The 22,871-nt window shown below is 68.3% G+C and carries 17 protein-coding genes and 1 pseudogene; 11 read left to right on the top strand and 7 right to left on the bottom strand.

The window, feature by feature from the left end; translation table 11 throughout:
• Positions 1-9: 9 nt before the first annotated feature.
• The 3 genes from ACWDX9_RS27405 to ACWDX9_RS27395 all read right to left on the bottom strand — a co-directional run bounded on the left by ACWDX9_RS27405 (position 10) and on the right by ACWDX9_RS27395 (position 6,019).
• The gene (locus ACWDX9_RS27405) at positions 10-1,056 is read right to left on the bottom strand and encodes an aldo/keto reductase (RefSeq protein WP_397238315.1); all 1,047 of its coding nucleotides are present in this window, start codon (positions 1,054-1,056) and stop codon (positions 10-12) included.
• A gap of 965 nt (positions 1,057-2,021) precedes the next feature.
• Positions 2,022-3,692 (bottom strand): YncE family protein, encoded by a 1,671-nt coding sequence (locus ACWDX9_RS27400; RefSeq protein ID WP_449958804.1) that lies wholly within the window; start codon positions 3,690-3,692, stop codon positions 2,022-2,024.
• A gap of 1,322 nt (positions 3,693-5,014) precedes the next feature.
• The gene (locus ACWDX9_RS27395) at positions 5,015-6,019 is read right to left on the bottom strand and encodes a LacI family DNA-binding transcriptional regulator (protein WP_449958802.1); all 1,005 of its coding nucleotides are present in this window, start codon (positions 6,017-6,019) and stop codon (positions 5,015-5,017) included.
• A gap of 79 nt (positions 6,020-6,098) precedes the next feature.
• Here ACWDX9_RS27395 and ACWDX9_RS27390 point away from each other — a divergent pair, with 79 nt between their 5' ends.
• The 5 genes from ACWDX9_RS27390 (at position 6,099) to ACWDX9_RS27370 (ending at position 14,447) form a co-directional block, all read left to right on the top strand.
• A complete protein-coding gene (locus ACWDX9_RS27390) occupies positions 6,099-7,388 on the top strand; it encodes a polysaccharide pyruvyl transferase family protein (protein WP_449958800.1) in 1,290 nt (429 codons plus the stop codon).
• On the top strand, positions 7,381-8,292 hold the full coding sequence (locus ACWDX9_RS27385; protein ID WP_449958797.1) for an ABC transporter permease: 912 nt from the start codon (positions 7,381-7,383) through the stop codon (positions 8,290-8,292). Before ACWDX9_RS27390 ends, ACWDX9_RS27385 begins: the two co-directional genes overlap by 8 nt.
• An 11-nt stretch (positions 8,293-8,303) precedes the next feature.
• Entirely contained in the window at positions 8,304-9,260 is a 957-nt protein-coding gene (locus ACWDX9_RS27380; protein ID WP_449958794.1) for a carbohydrate ABC transporter permease, read from the top strand.
• Between the two features lie 33 nt (positions 9,261-9,293).
• Complete coding sequence (locus ACWDX9_RS27375; protein ID WP_449958791.1) at positions 9,294-10,916, top strand: extracellular solute-binding protein; 1,623 nt, start codon at positions 9,294-9,296, stop codon at positions 10,914-10,916.
• Positions 10,917-11,030: 114 nt separating this feature from the next.
• Positions 11,031-14,447 carry an alginate lyase family protein gene (locus ACWDX9_RS27370; protein WP_449958789.1) on the top strand — a complete coding sequence of 1,139 codons (3,417 nt, stop codon included), beginning with the start codon at positions 11,031-11,033 and terminating at the stop codon, positions 14,445-14,447.
• A gap of 311 nt (positions 14,448-14,758) precedes the next feature.
• On the opposite strand, the gene ACWDX9_RS27365 is transcribed toward ACWDX9_RS27370, so the two are convergent.
• Both ACWDX9_RS27365 and ACWDX9_RS27360 read right to left on the bottom strand, forming a co-directional pair.
• Entirely contained in the window at positions 14,759-15,685 is a 927-nt protein-coding gene (locus tag ACWDX9_RS27365; RefSeq protein WP_449958787.1) for a hypothetical protein, read from the bottom strand.
• A gap of 28 nt (positions 15,686-15,713) precedes the next feature.
• Positions 15,714-16,340 (bottom strand): hypothetical protein, encoded by a 627-nt coding sequence (locus ACWDX9_RS27360; RefSeq protein ID WP_449958784.1) that lies wholly within the window; start codon positions 16,338-16,340, stop codon positions 15,714-15,716.
• Positions 16,341-16,354: 14 nt separating this feature from the next.
• Between ACWDX9_RS27360 and ACWDX9_RS27355 the strand changes: the two are divergent.
• From ACWDX9_RS27355 to ACWDX9_RS27335, 5 genes and pseudogenes are all read left to right on the top strand, one after another.
• Positions 16,355-16,768: pseudogene (locus ACWDX9_RS27355) on the top strand (ABC transporter ATP-binding protein); the annotation flags it as partial.
• A 72-nt stretch (positions 16,769-16,840) separates the two neighbouring features.
• Positions 16,841-17,281 carry an SRPBCC family protein gene (locus ACWDX9_RS27350; RefSeq protein ID WP_449958781.1) on the top strand — a complete coding sequence of 147 codons (441 nt, stop codon included), beginning with the start codon at positions 16,841-16,843 and terminating at the stop codon, positions 17,279-17,281.
• A gap of 1,048 nt (positions 17,282-18,329) precedes the next feature.
• Complete coding sequence (locus ACWDX9_RS27345; protein WP_449958778.1) at positions 18,330-18,728, top strand: DUF2267 domain-containing protein; 399 nt, start codon at positions 18,330-18,332, stop codon at positions 18,726-18,728.
• A gap of 17 nt (positions 18,729-18,745) precedes the next feature.
• The gene (locus ACWDX9_RS27340; RefSeq protein WP_449958775.1) at positions 18,746-19,549 is read left to right on the top strand and encodes a DUF2267 domain-containing protein; all 804 of its coding nucleotides are present in this window, start codon (positions 18,746-18,748) and stop codon (positions 19,547-19,549) included.
• Between the two features lie 476 nt (positions 19,550-20,025).
• The gene (locus ACWDX9_RS27335) at positions 20,026-21,048 is read left to right on the top strand and encodes an LLM class flavin-dependent oxidoreductase (protein ID WP_357744521.1); all 1,023 of its coding nucleotides are present in this window, start codon (positions 20,026-20,028) and stop codon (positions 21,046-21,048) included.
• Between the two features lie 135 nt (positions 21,049-21,183).
• On the opposite strand, the gene ACWDX9_RS27330 is transcribed toward ACWDX9_RS27335, so the two are convergent.
• Entirely contained in the window at positions 21,184-21,342 is a 159-nt protein-coding gene (locus ACWDX9_RS27330; RefSeq protein WP_449958772.1) for a hypothetical protein, read from the bottom strand.
• 476 nt (positions 21,343-21,818) lie between these two features.
• Positions 21,819-22,103 carry a hypothetical protein gene (locus ACWDX9_RS27325; RefSeq protein WP_449958769.1) on the bottom strand — a complete coding sequence of 95 codons (285 nt, stop codon included), beginning with the start codon at positions 22,101-22,103 and terminating at the stop codon, positions 21,819-21,821.
• Between the two features lie 377 nt (positions 22,104-22,480).
• Here ACWDX9_RS27325 and ACWDX9_RS27320 point away from each other — a divergent pair.
• A partial coding sequence (locus ACWDX9_RS27320) for an AfsR/SARP family transcriptional regulator (protein WP_449958767.1) occupies positions 22,481-22,871 on the top strand: 391 nt, incomplete at its 3' end.

Here is a 22,871-nt window from a genome sequence, read left to right as displayed (position 1 = left end):
GACCCCTCTCTACAGGTGCGGTCCGAGCAGGCTCAGGTCGGCGGGCGAGAGCCGGTCGGAAGCGGTCGCCGCCTGATGCCAGTACGGGTAGAGCAGCGGCTGGCGGCTGACCTCGTCCAGCCGGGCGCGCTGCTCGGCCGTCAGCTTCAGGTCGGCGGCGGCCAGGTTGTCGGCCAGTTGCTCGCTGGTGCGCGCGCCCACCACCAGCGACGTGATCGCGGGCCGCCCCAGCAACCAGGCCAGCGCCACCTGCGCCGCCGACACCCCGTGCTCCCCGGCGATGTCGACCAGCACCTCGACGGTGTCGTACAACTGCTCCTGATCGCGTACGGGAGGCTCGTTCCACTCGGTGAGCTGGCGGCCCTCGGACGGCTGGGCGTCCCGGCGGTAGCGGCCGGACAGCAGGCCGCCGGCCAGCGGGCTCCACACCAGCACGCCGAGGCCCTGGTCGATCGCGGCCGGGATCAGCTCGTACTCGGAGTCGCGGGCCTGGAGGGAGTAGTAGATCTGCTGGCTGACGAAGCGCGGCAGACCGAGCCTGTCGGCGGCGCCCAGGGCCTTCATGAGCTGCCAGCCGGTGTAGTTGGAGACGCCGACGTACCGGACCTTGCCGGCGGTCACCAGGTGATCGAGTGCCGCCAGGGTCTCCTCGACGGGGGTGCGGCCGTCCCATTCGTGCACCTGGTACAGGTCGATGTGGTCGGTGCCCAGGCGGCGCAGGCTCGCCTCCGCCCCGGTGATGACGTGGTGGCGCGACAGCCCGGCGTCGTTGGGGCCGTCACCCATCGGCATGCGTACCTTGGTGGCCAGCAGCAGGTCGTCACGGCGGCCCTGGATCGCCTTGCCGACGATCTCCTCCGACAGGCCTGTGGAGTACACGTCGGCGGTGTCGATGAGATTGACACCGGCGTCCACGCACATGTCGATCTGCTTGCGCGCCTCCTCCACCCCGGTGTCGCCGACGTAGGCGAACTTGCCCCCGCCGCCGAACGTCATCGTGCCCATGGTGAGCACCGATACCCGCAGCCCCGATCGTCCCAGCTCGCGATATTCCATCCCGTCATCATTCCAATCGGCGAGCGGCACCGCCAGGACGCCTGGTGTGCAAGTAGCTTCCGCATGCCGAGCATGGCAGGAGCTGACGCGAAAGACTCTCGTGCGCGTGCAGGGGTGGTCGGTCGGCTATGGGCCGCCCCAGCGCGGCGGGCGCCGGTGGGCCCATGTGGGCATGCCACCTGCGCGGGCGTGGACGCTGGCTTCGCCGCTGAGGATGCCGCTGAGGATGCCGCTGAGGGCGTGAAGCACTGCCTATCCGCGGGCGCGGCGCAGAGTCGCGGTGTCTGGGGACGGATTGGCGTGCGGCGGCATGCAAACGGTCCGGCCGTGTCGTCCGGCAGCGCCATCGCGGGGAAACTCCTCGCGGACGATCGGGCGGGGTGGCGCCTCGAAAGGGGTGGCGCGGTGCATGTCCGTGGTCACCGTCATCGCCGCTCGCGCGGCCGGCAGGACGTTGCGGGCACGGCCCTCAGCGTGTGGGGGAGCGGCTCCGGACGCTGAGCCCGTTTGCCCCGGCTCGATGGTTATCTTGGGTTCTGAGGCGCTTTTCGCAGGTCAGAGCGAGATGATCTTGCCAGGCGCGTAGGGCATGATGGCCGGCGCTGACGGTACGGCGGGCTGCGGTGGCGGACGGTCGCGCTGGCCCCTTCATGACGCGCATCGACCTCGCCCCAACCTTGCAGGACATGCTGTCCGCATCGGTCGCCAGCACCCTGGCCCGCGCCGCCGCGCTCTGAGAAGGCGTCCAGGGCCGACGCCCTCGAACGGGCTGCGTCACGGTGTCCGGCTGCCGGGCCGTCCCCGACGAGCCCCCGGGAACTGACCATCCGACCGGAGCGCGCGCCCGGCGACTCCTACGAAGTGCACGTCGTGGCGGGAAGACCCAAGCGGGCTGAGTTCCGTGGTTCGGCGTGCCCAACGACATGGGTGACGGCGATTCGGATCGCCGTCACCCCGTCGGGAGGTTACGCGGGGGGCTGGGAGACGACGACCACGTGGGTGGTCTTCGCCGGCTCGATTGTCGAGTTCCCCACCAGCTGGATGACGTACGTGTGCTTGCCGGCCGTCGTCGGCGTGTCAGCGAAGCTGAACGACCCGTCGGCAGCGGCAGTCATCTTGGCCAGGGCTTTCGAGGTAGTGCCATCGGGGTTGGAGACGTTACGTACGACGGTGACAATGGTGGGCGGGAAGGTGATGCCGTCGGCGGCGAACGTCCCGTTGAATTCGAGTCGCTCGCCGACGACGCCGGCGGTCGGGCCGGTCACCGTGAGCACCGGCTGGTACAGGCCCACCTCGACGATGGCCGAGGCGCCGCTGCCCCTGAACCATGAGTTGCCCGGCCAGTACAATCGATATTCGTACGACCCCCATTTCGGTGCGGTATCGGTGAACTGGTACGTGCCGTCCGCCTCCGTGGTGACTTCCTGGAAGGGCCGGGAGGTACCGTCGGGGAGCCAGCGGTACAGCTCAAGCGTCTGCACGCCGGGCAGCGCGCCGGTGCTCAGCGTGAGCCGCCCGCCGAAGGTCAGCTGCTTGAGCGCGGTCGCCTCGGAGGGAGCCGTCATGGTCAGGGTGGAGGCGTGGTAGGGCGAATGCGGCAGCCGCCAGAGGTGCATCCGCCCGGTGTCAGGCTCCTTCAGCACCGCGTAGGTGAGTACGCCGTAGAAGGCGATGCTGCCCGCCACCAGCGCCTTCCCCTGGTGGTCGGCCGAGTAGATCACCTCCGCTGTGGCCGGGTCGTACACCACAATCTCCGCCGCATCGCCCGCGGAGGAGTTCCAGCCGCCCACGACATAGGCTCCGTTCGGGCTGGCCGCGACGGCGGTGGGCAGGCCGTGCTCGCTCAGCTCGCCGCTGTCGTAGGCGCGTGTCCTGGCGTTGGTCGTCGTGTCCCAGGCGTCGAACTGGTGGGTGTCGGCCAGCGCCGACAGCGCCGCTGACCCGTAGTCGCCGAGGGCGAGGTCCCGCAGGGACGTGTCAGCGCGGATCTCGCCGCGCGGGGTGGCCGGGGTGCTGCTGACGTCATACACCCTGATCGAGGCGGGATCGGCTCCCGGCTCTCCCGCCACCAGAGTGCTCCCGGCGACGGCGACCAGCGGAGGCTGCGTCGTGCCTGGCCCGACCGGGACGAGGGTGGGTGTCGGCCTCCACAGCTCGAGGGCGACGACGCCTCCTTCCCCCGCTTGGCCGCACCCGTATCCGACCCACAGCCGCTCGTACGACTGGGCCAGTGTGGACGGGCACGGGTAGGCGGTGAGGTCGATCCGCTTGGTGATGGCAAGCGTTGCGATGTCGATCTCGATCACTTCATGCGAATCGCGCAGCGCCGCGTACACCTTCCTGCCGTTGTCCGCCACGGACAGCGCCACGGCACCGGACAGGCCGCTGATCGTGTCGATGAGCGCGCCGTCGCTTTTGGTGACCACGATCCGATCGTCGGCGGCGACGAAGATTTTGCCGCTCTGCGCCACCACGTCGCCGCCCCTGTCGGCGGCGACGCCGAGGTCGGTGACGGTGTCGGCGGCCGAGGCGGCGGGTGCCTGAGCGACGAGCAGGACCGCTGCCAGGAGCAGGGACCCGGCCAGGGCGGCTAATCGGTGGGAAAGAGGAGCACGGCCAGAGCTTGAGAGGCGCACATGCACTCCATTCTGAAGGACGATTGTCGAACGTATGTTCGCACATTGGATCATCGTCGTCCAGAACGGCCTCAGACAAGGTGATCCCATCGCCCGCCGCCCCAGACGGACCTCGTACGGGGCGTCGCCAACAAGGTCCTGACCGCGATGGGCACGGTGCGGGTGCGCCGTGAGAGGTCATCACCGTCTTCACGGCCACCCATCCAACGAGTTGCCCCTCTCGGCTGGGATCGGGTGCCACCCGAGGTCCATCGTTATCGTCGGCGCGGTGTCACCTTCGGAGCACATGCCTGCAAGGCCGGCCAACATGCCTTACGTGCCTACTTTGGCCTGCTGGGCGGCCCGGCGCAGGCGCCCGGACACCGTCCTGCGCTGGCACCGCGATCTGATGAAACGGCGTCACGCCGGTACTTGCCGGCCGAAGCGGCCTGGGCGCCCGCCCACGGTCTGGGAGATCCTCAAGCAAGAAGGCCTTGATCCGGCACCCCGGCGGACATCCACCACGTGGGCCGACTTCCTGCGCGTTCGACGCCGTCCCGCCAGAGCCGCAGGGGCCCGAGGATCTGCAGGCGCAGATGTCCGGTGGAGACCATCTCGACGCTGATCGTAGACCGGTTTGAGCAGGTTTTCAGCCCAGTTTGAGGGGTTTGTCGCAAAGTTCCCACGTGATCAAATCAACGGCCCTACGGAGCTTCGCGACCGCCGCGCTCCTCGCCACCTCGGGCGTGGTCGCCTGTGGGTGTGGAAACTCAGCCGCCGAGATTGACCTGGGGGCTCGTGGCCTGAGCATGGTGAGGCCTCGGGCATCCTGCTGACGGTGTCGTGGTCCTTCCTCCACCTCATTCTCGGGCGTGTCTTTCAGTTCCTGGTCCTGCTGGGCCGCGGTGATCGGGCCTCCTGGTACCGGTCGCGCACGCGGCGACGGGCCCCTCGCCGAGGCCATCGGCGTACGGGTCGTGTCCTGGTGGGGTGCGGCGGAGCTCTTGTCCTGGCTGGCGCCGCCGTTGCCGCCTGCGTACGAGAAGCGTGGCGGCTGAACACCGGAGACCTTCCACGAGCGGCGACCGATGTGTAAGGAACGAGACGCTACTGCCCTCTGATGTCGAAGCGCCAGCAGTTCCGCCTCCTTGGAGAGGTTCCTTCGTAGCAGCAGCGCGGCAAAGACAACAGATGTCGGGTGACGGCGTACACCGTAGACAAGATCACCGAGAACTGCCTACGACGCCTCGTCACGTACCTACCTCTTCCAGACTTCCGTCAGCTTGTGTAGTCGGCTGTCCGGAATCTGCTGGGCGCCTCAGCCGCGGGCGATCATGCGAACGCTAATCGCGGATCCGGGTCAGAGCAGTCGCTGAGTCACGGATCACCAGTTCGGGTTCGGGGTCGGTGATGACACCGCCTGCGCTTGGCCGCCCCGCGATCAGGTCGTAAAGCGCCTCGACGCCGGCCCGGCCGAGTTGGTACATGGGCATCCGGACTGCGGTGACGGCCGGGCGCAGGTGTTGCATCAGGTCGACGTCGTGGATGCCGACCACCGACAGCTGGTCGGGGATGGTGATGCTGAGGTCGCGTGCGGCGGCCAGGACCCCGACCGCGCTCATGATGTTGTTGACGACGATGGCGGTCGGCGCGGTTGGCGCCTGCATGGCCTGCCGGAGCCCGTCGGCGCCGGCCTGCTCACCGAACCCGGTGGCCAGGTGTGGGGCCGGTGTCAGCCCGGCGGCGTCCATCGCCTGCTGGTAGCCCAGGTAGCGCTGCTGGGAGATGTATCCAGAACCCCCGACGAAGACGATGTGGCGGTGGTGGAGGTTGACCAGGAATCGGGTGGCGATCTCGCCTGCGCGGCGATCGTCTATGTCGATCCAGGGATGGTCCAGTGCGTGTTCCAGGATGAGGATCGGCTTGGGGTGGGAGCTGAGTTCGGCCATCACGTCGTCGTCCAGCAGCCCTTCGCCGCGGATCAGAATGCCATCGACCGTGCCCTGGCTGAGCAGCCGGGTCAGGAACTGGCTGCCGGAGCGCATCGTCTCGGCATCGCCCAGCAGGACCGTTGCGCCGTGCTCCGCCGCCGCCTCGTAGACCCCATGCCGCAGCGGTCCGTAGACCGGGTTGTCGATCTTGTTGAGGATCATCGCGATCATGTCGGTTTGGTTGAGTCGCAGCGAGCGCGCCGTTTGGTTCGGCTGGTAACCCAATTCCTGCATCGCCCGGAGCACCCGGGTGCGGGTGGATTCCCTCATCCGGGTGTGGCTCGTGCCGTTGACCACCGCCGACACCACGGCGAGTGACACCCCAGCCGCGCGTGCGACGTCACGTTGCGTTGCCATGGTGGAAGCCTACTAGGTTCTTGACGTAACGTCTCACCATCCCTATTTTGATTTAACGTTACGTCAACAAGGAGTACATATGACATCGACACGTCGCACCGTCCTCCTCCGGTCCTCCTGGGCGACGGTGAACATCGGCGACGTGGCTCACTCCCCTGGCGTGGTGCGGGCGTTTCAGCGGTTCGCCCCCGAGGTCGAGGTCATCCTCTGGCCGGTGCGGCTGGAGGAGCGCGAACGATCCATGCTGCGGCACGCGTTTCCCGACCTGCGCGTCGTCGATGGCACTCTCGGCGGGGACGGGCCGAGCGCCCCGGAGTTGGCCGCCGCCATCGACGGCGCGGACGTCCTGATGCACGGATCGGGCGCCGACGCCTTCCAGAGCACCGAGATCGATTGGTGGCGCGAGCACGTGGGCCGCCCGTATGGATACTTCGGGATCACCGTGGATCCGCTGTGCCCACCGACCATGGCGACGCTGCCGGAGCTGGCACAGATGGTCGATCTGCTCCCACCGTCCTATCTCGAGGACGACGTCAAAGACCGTTTCGACAGCGCCGACTTCGTGTACTGCCGCGAAACGCTGACCCTGGCCACCCTGCGCAGCCAGAAGATGACCGGGCCCGACCTCGCCTTCGGGCCGGATGGCACGTTCGCGTTCGACCACACTGACGCCGTCGCCGCCGCTCGCCTGCTGGAGAATTTCGGCCTGCAGCCCGGTCGGTTCGCCTGCTTCGTTCCGCGGCTGCGCTACGCCCCCTATGCGAAGATCTACGGCACGGAACCGACCCGCGAGCAGATGCGGCGCGACGCGGTCAACCGGGCCACCGTGACGCACGACCTGGCGGTGCTGGCGGCGGCGATCGAGACCTGGGTACGCGTCAGCGGCCTGCCGGCCGTCGTGGTGCCCGAGATGAGCTATGCCGTCGAGCTCGCTCACGAGCAGCTTCCCAGCCTGCTCAGTCCACGGACGCTCGATCAGGTCCGGCTCCTGGACCGGTACTGGCCGCTGGAGGAGGCGACCGGGGTCTACGCCGTCTCGTCGCTGGTGGTCAGCATGGAGTGTCATTCGCCGATCCTGGCCGCACGACATGCGACCCCGACCGTCTACCTTCGGCAGCCGACCGAGACCACGAAATCTCAGATGTTCGCCGACCTCGGCGCCCCAGACCTGGTGATCGAGCTCGACCATCGTGCCGCGGCGACGGTCGTCGCGGCGGTCACCGACATCGCCACCGACCCGGCGCCCGCGGTCGCCCGGAGCAGGAGGGTCGCGGCCAATGCCGACGACCGGCTGCGGGCGGCGGTGCGAGCCTGCGTCACGGGCCGGCCCATCGGCCTGCCTGCACCGGTGGAGACCGGCGATGCGTAGCCTGCGCGACCGCTGGCGGCGCGACCGGGTCCTGCTGCTGCTGGCGCTTCCCGGGGTCACGGCGCTGCTGCTGTTCCACTATCTGCCGCTCGGCGGGAACATCATCGCGTTCCAGGACTTCCAGCCGTTCCTCGGAATCTGGCACAGCCCGTACGTCGGGCTGGACAACTTCGAGCCGGTGCTCACCGGCGACCCGGTGTTCCTCAACGCACTCGTCAACACGCTGATCATCACGCTGATCCAGGTGGTCTTCGTGTTCCCGCTGCCGATCTGCCTCGCGTTGATCCTGAACGCGACCATCAGCGAACGGCTCAAACGCCTCACCCAGTCGATCCTCTACATGCCGCACTTCCTGTCCTGGGTCATCGTGGTCGCCCTGTTCCAGCAGATGTTCGGCAACGGCGGGATGCTCAACGCCTGGCTGCGCTCGGCCGACCTGTCCACGTTCCACATCGTCGGCGTACCCGAGTTGTTCAAACTCATGATCACATCACAGGTGATCTGGAAGGACACCGGCTGGTCGACGATCATCTTCCTCGCCGCACTGTCCAGAGTGGATCCGGCGCAGATGGAGGCCGCGGTGGTGGACGGCGCCTCGGCAGCTCGCCGCCTGTGGCACGTGACCCTGCCCGCCATCCGCCCGGTGATCGTCCTGCTGCTGATTCTGCGGCTCGGTGACTCGCTGTCCGTCGGGTTCGAGCAGATCATCCTGCAGCAGGCACAGGTCGGTGCCGGTGCCGGCGAAGTACTCGACACCTACGTCTACAACCACGGGATCGTCGGCGGCGACTGGGGCACCGCGGCCGCGGTGGGGCTGATCAAAGGCATTGTCGGTGTCGCGCTCGTGCTCGGCGCCAACCGGTTGGCCCACGCCCTGGGCGAGCAGGGGGTGTACGCCAAGTGACGAGCCGATCTGTGCCGACTGCGGTGTCCGTGGCGCGCCCCGCCGGGGGCACGGCGCCGCGGCGGCCACGCTCGGGCCGCAGCCGGCGTCCGGTCTGGATGGGCGAGCCCAGCAAGCTGGGGGTCGGTGCGCGGGGACTCGTGCTCGGCCTTGGCTGCCTGGCGGTCTTGGTGCCGTTCTGGGCGGTGCTCATGACCAGCATCGCCTCCCCGGAGGAGGTCAACAGGGCGGGCGGCTTCGTGCTGTGGACGAACGAACCGACGCTGGACTCCTACCGGGCCGTCCTGTCCGGAGGAATCGTCACCCGTGCGCTGCTGGTGAGCGCCGGCATCACCGTGGTCGGCACGGCACTCAGCCTCGTCGCCACGATCGCTCTGGCGTACGCGCTGTCGCGGCCAGGTTCGTTGCTGCAAAAGCCGTTCCTGCTGATGACGGTGTTCACCCTGCTGTTCAACCCGGGCATCATCCCGATGTACCTGACGGTCAAACAGCTCGGCCTGCTGGACAGCTACCTGGCGTTGATCCTGCCGGTGCTGGTGAACGCGTTCAACGTCATCGTCATGCGCGCCTTCTTCCAGGGAATCCCCGGCGAGCTGCGGGAAAGCGCCTATATAGACGGTGCCGGGGAGATGCGCATCCTGCTGCGGATCGTCCTGCCACTGTCGAAGGCGGTCGTCTCCGTGATCGGGCTGTTCTACGCGGTGGCGTACTGGAACGCCTTCTTCTCCGCGATGTTGTACCTCCAGTCGTCGGAGAAGTGGCCGCTGCAACTGGTGCTGCGCACCTACGTCGTCAACAACACCCCGATCGGGTCCGACCAGCTCAGCTCGAACCTGGAGAACCTGCCACCACAAATCTCCGTCCAGATGGCGATTCTCGTCATCTCCGTCCTGCCCATCCTGTTCATCTACCCCTTCCTCCAAAAGCACTTCGCCAAGGGACTCATGGTCGGCGCCGTCAAGGGCTGACCGGTCGTCCACGCAATGCGGAAAGGAGACGTCATGGCACCCACCTTCAGCCGCCGCGACGTCCTGGCACTCGGCGCGGCAGCGGGGCTGGCCCCGCTGCTCGGGGCCTGCGGTGACGGCAGCCCGAGTTCGCCGAACAGCTCGACCGGGTCGGTCAGGCTGCCCACCTACAAGCCCGTCACCGCGGCCACGCCCGACCTGGCCGCCGAGCCGGCCGGGGTGTCGCCGGGATACTTCACCTACCCGACCTCCTCCAGCGCCGCATCACAACCGGTGAAGGGCGAAGCCGTCACGGCACTGACGTACACCTACGACCCGATTGCCCCCGCGCTCGGCTCGAACCCCTACTGGCAGAACCTCAACAGGCAACTCGGCACCGAACTGAAGATCACGTACGTCCCCTCGACCGACTACAAGAGCAAGGTCGCCACGACCATCGCCGGTGGCGATCTGCCCGACATGGTGGCTATCCAGGGCGTTGTCCAGCAGATGCCCGCCATGCTGAAGGCGACATTCACCGACCTCACCGAGTACCTGTCCGGAGACGCGGTCCTCGCCTACCCGAACCTCGCCGCCCTGCCCACCGATGCCTGGCGCAGCACCGTCTACGACCAGCGGATCTGGGGCATCCCCGTGCCGCGGGCACGGATCGGCACCGTGCTGTACACCCGGGCCGACCTGCTGGCCAAGGCAGGACTCAGCCTCCAGCCCGATTCGTGGGCCGAGTTCAAGGAGATGGCGGCCGCGCTGACCGACGAGCGGGCCGGTCGGTGGGCGTTCGGACAGATCCCGTTCAACACGATCCTTGAGATGAACGGGATCACCGGCAACTGGCCCGGCGGCACCGGCGCCTGGCAGGCCGAAGGTGGCGTCTTCACCCACTCCGGGACGACACCGCAGTTCACGCAGGCCCTCGAGGACACCGTCGAGCTGGTGAAGCCGGGGGTGATACATCCCGACCACGCGGGCGCGCCCAACACGAAGCGCAACGCGTGGATGCTGGCCGGCACGACCGCGTTCACCATCGGCGGGTACGCCGGGTGGGGCAAGTTCTACGGCCAGGCGAAAGACGTGCCCGGCTTCCGCCTGACCGGCATGCTCTCGCCCACCCGCGACGGCACAGGGACGCGGTTACGCACGCCCGGCCCGACCCTGTCCAGCTTCACCGCCATAACCAAGACCGACAACGCTGACCGGATCAAGCAGATCCTCAAGGTCCTCGACTGGTTGTGCTCACCCTTCGGCAGCAGCGAGTACCTGGCCCTCCGGTACGGCGTCGAGGGCCAGACGTTCACCCGCAACGGCTCCGACCCGACCCTCACCGAGGGCGGGCGCAGCCAGGTATTCCTGCCGGTGCGGTACCTCGCCGAAGCATCGCCCGTCATCTACGAGCCGGGCAACCGACAGGCCGTACAGGACCAGCACGACCACCAGGTCGCCGGCGTCCCGCTCGCCGTCGCGGACCCGACCCTCGGGCTGTACTCGGAGACCGCCGCCAGCAAGGCTGCCAGCGAGCAGCAGGAACTGGACGCGGTGCTGCTGGAGATCCAGCTGGGGAACAAGCCCGTCTCGGCGTGGCAGCCGGCCATCAAGAAGTTCATGGACCGGGTGGGCAACAAGATCAAGGCCGAGTACGAGGAGCAGGCCGGTGGTTGACGCGCTGGACTCAGCTGACACTCTCACGGGCTTAGGGAGAAGACAGTGGTGAGACGGAGCAAGTTACGTTGGTACACGCGTGGTCGGGCCCGTGCGGCGGTCGTGCTGGCTCTGGTGGCGGCGGTTCTGTCGCCGGGCAGTGCCGCCGTCGCCGACATGTCGGATCTCGGTAGGCTGCTCGACCTGACGCGCCCGGGGCTCGGCGCGGTGGCGGCTGAGCTGGCCGCCGGTGATGAAGCGGGCGCCGCGAGCGAGCTCAAGGCGTATTACGCGGGCCGCGCCGACGTCCATTACCCGGCTCCGGCCGAGGGCCTGGGCGGTGGCGACTCGGGCCCCGACGAGCTCGCGGCGGGGATCTTCCGGTTCGGCGCCGAGACCCGCAACTTCTACAACAGCGCCGAGCAGCGGATCGACATCGACTGGCAGGACCTTTGGGGTGGGACGCAGACCACCCCGGGCAGCGCGCAGACTTTGATGAGCGACTTCACGTTCATGCCCAAACTGACATTCGCTTACGTGTCCGAGAGTGACCCGGCGAAGCGTGCGGCGTACGCGGCGGCGTGGATGGACATCTCGCTGGACTTCTTCGCCGACAATCAGAGCTGGCCGCAGGGCCGCAACCTGTCGGCGGCCAAGCGGCTCGCCCAGCTGGTCAGCGCGTTCTCCGTGTTCCGGACCGATCCTGGCATCGACCCGGGTGATCTCGTGGCGTACCTGTCCGGCGTGCACGCCACGGCGGACTTCCTCGTCGGCGTGATGCAGATACATGTCGGAAACAACTGGTACATGTCGATGGCCCGCTCCGTCCACGCGGCAGCCGTGTTCCTGCCCGAGTTCTCGTCATCGTCTGGCTGGGAGTGGTTCGCGGTGCGCTCGGCCGAGCGGTTCCTGCGTGCGTACGTGAAGGGCGACGGTGTGTACCGCGAGCCGGCGTTCAACTATCAGGCATACGTGGCGGATATGCTCAACTCCGTCATAGCAGTCGCGGATGCCAACGGGCGAACCGTTCCTGATTCGCTCGTCCAGGGGGCGGACTGGATCGCGGATTCGCTGTTCGCGACCCGTCAGCCGAATCTTGAACCCGCGGCGATTGGCGACACGCCGAACAACTACGCGGGTACGTCGGCCATTCGCAGGAGCGGTGTACGCAACTCCTGGCCCGATTTCACCTGGGTCGCCTCCGGCCGAACGGAGGGGACCGCCCCGACGCTGTCGTCCACGGTGTTTCCGATCAGCTTCGCGGTTCAGCGTTCCGGGTGGGACGCCGATGCCCGGTACATGCTGATCAACAACCAGAATTCCAGTTACACCGCCTCGCATCGGCATCCGGACGACCTCAGCCTGGTGATGGCGGCGTACGGGCGTCCGCTGATCGTCGACTCCGGGGTGGGGGACTACAGCGCGACTCCGACGAACGACTGGATGCGCCGTGAAACCGAGGCGCACAACACCATCGAGGTCGACGGAGTCCCGCAGACCGCCGGCGTCCCCCGCACAACGTCGCTGTGGCGCTCGAACGCGGGCCTCGACATCTACCGCGGTGCGGCGATGGGCTACCGGCCGGTCGCGCACGATCGCGCGGTCTACTTCGTCAAGCCCGGCTTCTGGGTGGTCTCCGACGACCTCACCGGTGACACCGCCGCGCACGACTACCGGCAGCTCTGGCACTTCCCCGGTGATCCGGTGACCGTCAATCCCACGACGAAGGTCGCCACGGTCGGGTTCGACACCGTGCCGGGAGCCGCGCCCGTTGCCGGCGTGCGGCTCATCCCGGTGGCGACGGCCGGCGCCGCGGTAACCCCCAGGGTCCACAAGAATGGCGCCGTACGCGTCGGCGAGCAGGTACTCACCAACGTCGACTACCTGTCGTACGACTGGTCCTCCACCGGGCCGACGGGACTGGACACGGTCGTGGTTCCCGGCGAGGCCGGCCCGGCGCCCTCGGTGACGGCGAAGCGCATCGCCATGCCCGGGGTGAGTCACTCCGTGGCGACGGCGATGGAGATCGCCCTGCCAGACGCGACCGGACTCTTCTACCTTTCGCGCGAGGCGACTCCCTCGTCGAGGGCGTTCGGGGCCGCCACCACCAACGCCGAGACCGCCTACCTCGAGCGTGCTTCGGGCGGCGGGCTTACCAGGTACGCGCTGACCAGAGGGTCGTCGCTGATCGACCAAGGCAACACCGTTATCAGCGCATCCGCACCGGTGTCCGATATCAGTGTGGAACTGCGCGGCACGACCGCCCGGATCTCGCTTGGGGACCCGTTCACCGGCACGCTCTCCATCAACGCGCCGAACGCGAATGCGGTGACGGTGAACGACACCCCGATCGCGTTCACCCGCACGGGCAACCTCACTACCGTGTCACTCGAGGAACACTTTGCCCCGACACCCGTGCTCAACGACGAGTTCGACGATGCCGGCCTGGACCGCACCGCCTATGACTTCAACGGATCCTTTGGCGGCTGGACGCCGGTGCAGGGCACCTGGGCGCTCACCGGCGCACAGCCGGACACGCAGCTGGCACAGACCTCGACTGCGGACATGGTGTCGTTCGCGGCGCTGCAGGACGTACCCGATGACGTGGTCATGGCCGCGGACATCGTTCCCGGGGTACGCGGCCAGACGACGGCCCGTACCGGTCTCGCGTTCCGCTACCACGATTCCCGCAACTACTACCGGGCCGAAGTGCTCAACTCCACGTCGGGAGCGACGCTGCAGCTCGTGAAGATATACGACTCGACGACCACGGTTCTCGCGGAGACCGCACTGCCGATCGGCGCCAACGTCCCGCACAAGCTGGTCGTATCCGCGATCGGGAGGCATCTGAGCGCCAAAGTCGGCGACACGTCGATCTCCGCGGACGACGGACAGCTGCCGACGGGTGGCGCCGCCGCCTTTACGCATCGGCGGGCCGCGACCTTCGACAACATCGTGATCAGGGAAGGGCTCGATCAGGCCAGTTGGCGAGGAATAACAGGGTCTGTGTCCGTCGCCTCGGGCAAGTTGCACCTCACGCCGCCTGCCGGTGGCCGGGCGCACGTACTGGCCGACTCGACACTGCCGACGCGCTTCTCCGAGGCGTGCGACTATGTCGTGGAGACCACGGTCACGATCGACGGATCCGTCGGTAACGCAGGAATCTCGCTGCGAGACACCACGGACGCGTACGGGTATCGGATCCACGTCGGCAAGACGAGCAACGGAACCCAGTACGCGAGCATCATCCGCGAGGCTCACGCGTCGGGTCCCGTCACAGTGGCCACGGCATCCATCAGCAACCCGTTGACAGGTCCCGTGCGACTGGGTGCGGCGGTTCAGGGCGACCGCATCACCGTGACGTTGAACGGCGTTCAGATCCTGAAGGGTCGCGACACCGTTGTGCGCAGCGGCGGCGTCGGGCTTTACGCATCCACGGAGAGCTCGTTCGAGAACGTCACCGTCGCACAGTCCTGCGGGCGGGAGCGCCTCCGGCCGATTGCTTCTGGCACCAGCCACCGCCTGAACCACGACGACGGAACTGGCGTATAGCACGTGGCTGACCAGCCAGTTCGCTGGAGAACCCCAGATAACGATTGATGTCGACGGTGAACGCCCCCGACATGCGCGTAGCCCGTAGCAGCGCGCGGTGTGCCGCGAGGGTCTCGACCGAGGCGGTCATCGCCTCGGTCAGCGCCCGTCCGGCGTCGTCGGCATCGCGGGCGGCCAGGCCCAGCGGCTCGATCTCTTCGGCGAAGTACGTCTGGAGGGCACGCATCCATGGCGGGCCACTCGATACGAGATGGGTGTAGCTCGTTATCGGTGACCGGAGTGATCAAGCGGTGAGGGCATGCTTGGCCGGGTCATTTCCGTTGTTGGAGGGTCGCGAGGTAGACGTCGGTTGAGTTCTCTAAGTAGGTGATGTCGGCGAGTTCCCAGCCGGTTCCGTTGGCGAGTTCGGCGAGTTCGCGTGGTGCCAGGCTGAGGTAGTGGAACCAGGGCGTTGCGACGTCGCGATAGCGGACCCGCATAGTGCGTTGTCCGGCTATGCGGCCCGCCCGGAGATTTCGTTCGTTGTAGGGCAGGTGCAGGGCGTCGTCGGAGTCGGTCGGGTTCCGGCCTTGACCGACGATGATGGCGCCTGGTGCGGCCATCGCGGCCAGTGCCCGCAGGAATTCCGGAGCCCTTTCCCGGCTCTCCAGCAGGCCGTGGTTGGCGCCCAGGAGCAGGAAGCTGTCGTATCGCTCTCCGGTCGCGGCATGCTCGTCGACCGTGCCGCGAACGGCGGAACCCATGCCTTGCCGCCGGCACACTTCGAGAGCGCCCGGTGAGATGTCGATCGCGGTGACGGCGTGGCCCCGATCGAGCTCCGGGAACCCGGTCCTGGCCTGCGGCCAGATGTGCAGCCACAGGTCTCGCAGGCCTAAGGCGTTGTCTGTTTCGTCGTCGCCCATCAGGGCGTCGCGCATCTTTTCGATGAGGCGATGACCGCAGGGGGCGCGTGGCGGCGTCTGCCCGGACCGCAGCAGCGATACCGGGTCGCCGACGGCGCGCCGCGTGCCGGGCCGGATCGCGTCCAGGACCGCCTCACGGGAGACGGTCTGCCGTTGAACCGTCTGCGCGATCTCCGACCGCGGGTCGTAGGCACCGGGGTTGGTCAGATATTGGGCCAGGTCGATGGGTCGGCCGCTGTCGTCCCGGCTCGCTTCCGCGACGAGATCGACGACCGCCTTGTAGACGTCAGCGGCTGCCGATGGCGCGAAGCCAAGCGTGCTGGCTGCTGGTTCCACAATCTGGCGGATGTTGACGTCCCGGATGTCATGCTTCGCTGGCTGCTCGCAGTCGAACTGCAGCTGCGCACGAACCGCAGGAGCATCTCGAACAGCCCTGCCGGTAAACCGGCCGGGTCGTGCCGTTTCGGTTGGGCGGCACCGGTGCGGCGGGTGCGGGGATGTTGTCCAGGGTGGTGGACTTCGCTGCCATTTCCATCATGGCCCATGCCAAGTGCGCGATCAGCGCGGTCCTCCGCGGCGTGTCCAGCTCATCGGCCCGGCACACGTCCAGCAGGGCACGCGGCGTGTAGTCACCCGGTCTGCCGCCCAGACGCGTGTTGCTGGCCAGCCGTACGACCGGCCAGCTGGTGTAGCCGAGCCACCGGTCGAACGGGTGCGCGATCTCGCCGTGGTCACGCAGCGACTTCATTGTGGTGTACAGCATCTGGTCGTGGTGCTTGACCGACACCAACTCCAGCAGGGGCAGCCTGTCCCGCACGATAATGAAGTCTTCCTGCCACTCACAGATGATCTTCACGATCGACGTGTCGGTGTGCAGGCTCAGGCGGTACGAGGCGATGATCTTGGTCTGGTAGTGGTAGTTGCCCTGGGTCGGCGCGCCCGCGTCCTCGGCCGGCCGCCGAAAGAGGTCCAGCTCGAGCTGACCGCTCATGTCGACGCCCCTCCGCCGGCGACGCCGACCTGCGCCCGGCCCTCACCACCGTCGGCGCCGACTGGATCGACGACCTCCCGGACGGCCTGGACACCCACCTGGGCCCCGGCGGCCACCGCCTTGACGGTGCACAGACGCAGCAGGTGGCCCTGGCCCGCGTGGTGCTCGCCGACCCCCACACGCTGATCCTCGACGAGGCCACCGCTCTCCTGGACCCGGGGACCGCCCGCCACACCGAGCGCGCCCTGGCCGCCGTCCTCTCCGGACGCACCGTCATCGCCATCGCCCACCGCCTGCAGACCGCCCACGACGCCGACCGGGTGGCGGTCATGCAGGACGGCCGGCTCACCGAACTGGGCACGCGCCACGACCTCGTCGCGGCGGGCGGCACGTATGCCGCCCTCTGGCATTCGTGGCACGGCGCGTGAGCCTCATCGCAGGACTCGCCCGTTGGCCCCCATACTGGGCAGATCGCATATCGACGCCCGGGAGGCCGAACCGTGCCGGAGACTGTGCTGCGTAACGTCTTCCACGTGGCGGCCCCGCCGTCCGCGGTGCTCACGCATCTGAGTGAGCCGTCGAGCTACGTAGGCCTGTCGCCGCTCGTGGTGGAGGTGCGGGACGTGCGGCGGGAGCCCGGCCAGACCCGGTTCGTGTCCGTGGAGCGCTTCCGGTTCCTGGGTTTCGTGCAGTACGACAACCTGATCGAGGTGACGTTGCGCGCCTCCCGCGAAGGCGTCGAGGGCGAGGTGGACAGCCCTGGCGGGGTGCGGCTGGACTACCGGTTCGGGCTGGCCGCCGCGGGCGAGGGGACCGAGGTGGAGGACGCGCTGAGGGTGCGGGCGACGTTCGGGCCGGTGCTCCGGTACGCCGCCCGCAAGGCCAGGGAGGTGCAGCTCGCCCGCGCGCAGATCCTCGCGGAACGTGCCCGGACGCTGTGAACGCCCGGCTCGCGGGCAGGCGGAGCAGGCGCAGCTCGTGCGCGCCGTTCGGCCGGGTCATCTCGTAGTAGAGCCGCCACTCGCCGTCCACGATTACTCACGGCCGCCGGCGGCGGGTGGTCCGGGCCGCCGTGAGGGATCGATGACCTGAGGCTTCGGTTGAGGAGAGGCGATCCGGGAAACGTGCGTGCCATGTCCGAACGGCGCCAGGAAAGCCTGGGGGAAGTCGTCGTGGGGTTGCTCGCCCCGCCCGGCCCCACCAGCGAGCACGCGCAAAGACTGGCCCGGGACCTGCCCGACCCGCTGGAGCAGCGCTTTCCCGGCTTCGCCTTCCGGGTCGAGCTGATTACCGAGGCGTTCTCGGGACCCTCGGGACGCGGTGAGGACCTGGTGCAGCTCACCCGGCGCCGGCTGCTCGATCATGGCTGGCAGCTGGCGATCTGCCTCACCGACCTGCCCCTGCACGTGGGGCGGCGCCCGGTCGCCGGGCACGTCAGCGTGCCTCGATGTCCGGCAGGTTCTCCTTGCCGGTGTCAGGCTCGGTGTCGGTGCAGACGAACATCATGTACTTCATCGCGCCCTCCTCGAATCGACGGCGTTTCACCAAAGCGACGAACGGGCGCGACGCTTATGGACATGTCCCACGCCAGTATTTGAGCACAATGGTGGACGGCGTCTGGTTTCTGTCGGTGGCGTGCGGCACTCTCCTGCGGTGAGTACGCGATGTTCAAGGTCCGGGGATGGCGGGCCGACATGCTCGGCCCGTGGGACGGAACCAGGGCGGCAGCGGACGCCGTCCTGCTGCGCGGCGGTGGCCGGATCGACTTGTTGACGCATGGGCGCCGGCACAGCCGGCCCCGGTCGGCCTGCAGTCGGATTTGCGCATTTTGGGCAAATAATGGGTTCAATGATTCTTATGTGACCGTTAGTCCAAATGGGCGGAGGGGAGGACTTCGGGGGCGAGAGGCCGTCGGACGTCTCCATTGAGACGGCGCCGGCTGCCGGACACCCATTCGACGGCCGCGCCCAATGGCCAAGGCAGGACGGTATGGAATACGACGACTTTCTGGACAAGGTGGCTTGGCGCGCCGGTGTCTCCCGCAGCCAGGCGGAGACGCTCACGCGCGCCGTGCTCGAGGTGTTGGCCGACCGGATCAGCGGTGGAGAGGCACGCGATCTGGCCGAGAGCCTGCCCGAGCCGGCGAAGGGCTGGCTGCTGCCGGACGACGAGATCGCCAAGGGGTACGGGGTCCACGCGTTCGTCCGGCGCGTGGCCGACCGCGCAGGGGTGCCGGCCCCGGCGGCCGAGAGCGGGACCCGTGCCGTCCTCGCCGCCCTCAGGGAGGCGGTCGGTATGAAGGAGTTCCGCGACGCGACCTCCCAGTTGCCCAAGGAGTACGACGTGCTGCTGTCGGTGCCCGCGAGCCGCGGCGGACGCGAGTCCTGAAGGGGGATGGGAAGGCCATGGATTACCAGGAATTCATCACGATCGTCGAGCAGGCCGCCGACGTGCCGGCCGAGGAGGCGGAACGTGTCTCCTGCCTGACGCTACGTACGCTCGCGCGGCGCATCACCATGGGCGAGGCCGAGGATCTGGGCGAGCGCCTTCCCGACCGGCTCCGTCCGTGCGTCCAAGCCGACGGGCCGACGGAGAAGTTCCACCTCGACGAGTTCATCAGGCGCATCGCCGAGCAGATGGAGGTCGATCCGGACACCGCGGAGCGGCGGGCGTGCGGGGTGCTGGCGGCGCTGTGGCGGGCGGTCGGCCCGGACGAGTTCGACGATTTGCGCTCCGAGCTGCCCTCGGACTTCGCGCCGCTGCTCGACACCGCGGCCGCCACCGTGCCACCCCAGGAAGAGGAGCCGCCGTTCACCGGCAACCTCTCCTACGACACGTTCCTCGACCGGGTCAGGGAGCGCGCCGGGATCGGCCGCGACCGCGCGGCACGCGCCGCGGACGCCGTGCTCGAGGTCCTCGGCCTCAGGCTCGCGGGCGGCCAGGTGCGGGACCTGATCCCGCTCCTGCCCCTGGAGCTGCGCCCCGCCCTGCGACGGGGCGACGCCCGGAGCAAGCGGGGCGCCGTGCCCATCTCGCCCGACGTCTTCCTGCACGACGTGGCCAAACGCGAGGGCGTCACCCAGGCGGATGCCCACAAGGACGTGAGAGCCGTGTTCGCCGTGCTGCGCGAGGCCATCGGGGAGAAGGAGTACCACGACACGGTCGCCCAACTCCCCGGCGAGTACCGGCCGCTGCTGAAGCAGGGATAGGCGCTCCGCGAGGCACTGTCCCGTCGTCCCACCGGCCGAGGACGACTGACCCGCAGGGAACGCACGTGGGCGGGCCGCCGCACCACGCCGCGGCCGGTGGAGCGGCCGTGTGCGGCCTCGGGGATCAATGGAACCGTGGTTGGCGCTTGATCATGGTGCGGGCTTGGTGGCTGTTTCATAGGTGGTCCCTCCCTGTCAAAATAGACATAGGTGACAAAAAGGCATGAAACTCTGTGCTGAGGGTGGGGAAGGAGACATCCCTTCGTGGGAGCAAGCAAGCCGGATCCGGAGATCCCTGATCCACAGGTACGCGAACGGGCCAGTGCCCGCCGTTGTGCAAGAAGGTGCCGACGGTCGCGGCCGTTACCACTCCGCCGACCGGATCGACGGCGAGTCCCATGGGGACCTGGCCACCAAGGGATTGGTGGCTGCGGGCCGTCCGGAATGTCCCTGGGCCAGGGCGGGTTGAAGCACGTGTGAAAAAGATCGGGTTTCTGAGCTTCGGGCACTGGTCGTCCTCGCCGTACTCGAAGGCACGCAGCGCGTCCGACACCCTGCTGCAGTCGATCGAGTTGGCCGTGGCCGCCGAGGAGCTCGGAGCCGACGGCGCCTACTTCCGGGTCCACCACTTCGCCCAGCAGCTCGGGAGCCCGTTCCCCCTGCTGGCGGCAGTCGGCGCGAGAACGAGCCGGATCGAGATCGGCACGGGCGTCATTGACATGCGGTACGAGAACCCCCTCTACATGGCCGAGGACGCCGGCGCGGCCGACCTCATCGCGGGCGGCCGGCTGCAGCTCGGCATCAGCCGCGGGTCACCGGAGCAGGTGATCGACGGCTGGCGCTACTTCGGCTACGAGCCGGCCGAGGGCGAGACCGACGCGGACATGGCGCGCAGGCACGCCGAGGTCTTCCTCAAGGTGCTGGACGGCGAGGGATTCGCCAAGCCGAACCCGCGGCCGATGTTTCCCAACCCGCCCGGCCTCCTGCGCGTCGAGCCGCACTCGGAAGGGCTGCGTGAGCGGATCTGGTGGGGTTCCGGCTCGAACGCGACCGCGAAGTGGGCCGCCGGGCTGGGCATGCACCTGATGAGCTCCACCCTCAAGGACGACGAGAACGGCAAGCCGTTCCACGTCCAGCAGGCCGAGCAGATCGCGGCCTACCGGCAGGCATGGAAGGAGGCCGGTCACGAGGGTGAGCCGCGGGTCTCGGTGAGCCGCTCGATCATGCCGATCGTCACCGACACCGACCGCGCCTACTTCGGTCACGAGAGCGGCAGCTCCGACCAGGTCGGCTTCATCGACGCCACCACCAGGGCCATCTTCGGCCGCACGTACGCCGCCGAGCCCGACGTCCTTGTCAAGGAACTGGCCGCCGACGAGGCGATCGCCGCGGCCGACACGCTGCTGCTGACGGTGCCCAGCCAGCTCGGCGTGGACTACAACGCCCATCTCCTCGAATCGGTCCTGACCCACGTCGCCCCCGCGATCGGCTGGCGTTGACCTTCAGCCATTTGACGCTGACGGCGGACAACCTTCTGTGCGACACCAGCTGGGCCTACCGTTATGTCACCGAGGAGGACGTTTTCCTGGAAGGCATGTCCGACTGGCACCGCGGCCGGGGCGTCTCCCTTGGGGTCAGAACTGGATCGGCGAGGTCGAGACGGACTGGGCGGGCAGGTGCGGGGGAGCATATGCCACCCCCAGGGACGCCGGCCGGGCGAGACTGGCAAAGTCGTCGCGGCGTACGGCGCACCGCCACATGCGCAGCCACAGCCCGTTGGCAGAGCCGAGCACCCCGCCATGTCACCGGTGCCCACGGCGTGCTCGATGTCGTCCAGAGTGGTCGGCAGCGAGTCCGGACGGCGCAAAGATCTGGATCAGGGATGTAATGGGAAGTCCCCGGATGCAGGCATGTGCGGCCGCCGCCGTCCATGGCCTCAAAGACCTCCACACCAGAGGTTGACCATGGCCGCAACCACGACCCGCACTCATGGCGGGGCTCACCGCGCATTACCGCAAGCCCGGCGCTCGCCGGGACGGCGCCTGAGTGCTGTGTGCGGGACCCGGCCTGGGTTCCCCGGCCAGCCCGCCGCACCCGCCGCACCCGGAGTGCGCGCCCTCCACGCACCGGGCGCTCCACGTGTCGTCGCCGTGGTCAGTTGCTCAAGCCACCGCCAGTATCGGGTCCAGGGGGACTCCGTGCTCCGATAGCGGTATCGGAGCACCATCATGCTGGCAACGCCGGTGAACTCGACTCAGTCATGGACGATTCACACCAGGATGACGGCAATCCCGGCGACCAGGAAGATCAGGCCCGCGACAGCGCTCAGGACGCTGGGCAGGACACGGTAGCGCGTGGTGAAGACCCGGGCTGCTTGAGACTGTCCGTCGAGGCAGGCGATCGGGACCTGCTGGCCGACGGTCAGCCGCAGGCCGATCCCGGCCACCTGCGGAGTGAACTCGATGTGATGGCCGGCGTGGTCGGTGAAGGCGATGACGGGATACCGGGACGAGTCGTGCACGACCGCCCCGATCACCGTGCCCCACCCGTGCACGCCGTACCGCTGTAACCGGGAGACCAGGCGCCGCTCCCTGACCGCGAAGACCAGGAGCCCGAGCGCGGTGGCGACGAAGACCGGCCGGCCACCATGGTCATCATGCTGGGAATACTACGGAAACCCGCGACACAGCAAGCGGCGGCCGCCGTACTCGAGGCCCGGCCCCGCGGCTGAGCGCATCTGGAAGGGGGGCGGCGTCCTCGTCCTCCTCGTCCACGCCGCCGTCGCCCTCAGGCACGTCGGGGATCTCGCCGAGCTGCCGCAGTCCTTCGGCCGGGGCGGAGGAGGCGATGGCATAGCGTTCCAGGACGTTGAGGCGCCTCCGGCCACCCCATCGTAAGATCGGACGACGACTTCGTGGGAGTGGTAGGGCATTGGACATTCGTGTGCTGGGCCCGCTGGAGATCGTCGGCGACGACGGGCGGCCGTGCGGGATCGGCGCGCCGAAGCTGCGCGCGCTGGTGAACGTGCTGGTGCTGGCCGAGGGCAGGCCGGTGTCCCCGGCCACGCTGATCGACCGGTTGTGGGGCGAGGAGCCACCGGCCGAGGCGCAGGCGTCGCTGCACTCGTACGTGTCCAACCTGCGCCGCCTGCTCGAACCGGGACGCCCGGCCAGGGCGCAGAGCCGGTTGCTGACGTTCGGGCCGGTCGGATACACGCTGGCGATCGACCCCGATCAGGTGGACGCGGCGCGCTTCCTGCGCCTGGTCGGGCAGGCCGAGCAGGCGGCCGAGCCCGCCGGGGCGGAACGGCTGGCGGGCGAGG

This window comes from Nonomuraea sp. NPDC003201 (genome assembly GCF_053590415.1).
The sequence above is the reverse complement of the archived record's forward strand: the minus strand, read 5'-3'. Positions and strand labels throughout refer to the sequence as shown.

Coding starts and splice junctions, on each gene's coding strand:
- ACWDX9_RS27405 (WP_397238315.1), bottom strand. CDS start 1,056: ATGGAATATCGCGAGCTGGGACGATCGGGGCTGCGGGTATCGGTGCTC.
- ACWDX9_RS27395 (WP_449958802.1), bottom strand. CDS start 6,019: ATGGCAACGCAACGTGACGTCGCACGCGCGGCTGGGGTGTCACTCGCC.
- ACWDX9_RS27390 (WP_449958800.1), top strand. CDS start 6,099: ATGACATCGACACGTCGCACCGTCCTCCTCCGGTCCTCCTGGGCGACG.
- ACWDX9_RS27385 (WP_449958797.1), top strand. CDS start 7,381: ATGCGTAGCCTGCGCGACCGCTGGCGGCGCGACCGGGTCCTGCTGCTG.
- ACWDX9_RS27375 (WP_449958791.1), top strand. CDS start 9,294: ATGGCACCCACCTTCAGCCGCCGCGACGTCCTGGCACTCGGCGCGGCA.
- ACWDX9_RS27360 (WP_449958784.1), bottom strand. CDS start 16,340: ATGAGCGGTCAGCTCGAGCTGGACCTCTTTCGGCGGCCGGCCGAGGAC.
- ACWDX9_RS27345 (WP_449958778.1), top strand. CDS start 18,330: ATGGAATACGACGACTTTCTGGACAAGGTGGCTTGGCGCGCCGGTGTC.
- ACWDX9_RS27340 (WP_449958775.1), top strand. CDS start 18,746: ATGGATTACCAGGAATTCATCACGATCGTCGAGCAGGCCGCCGACGTG.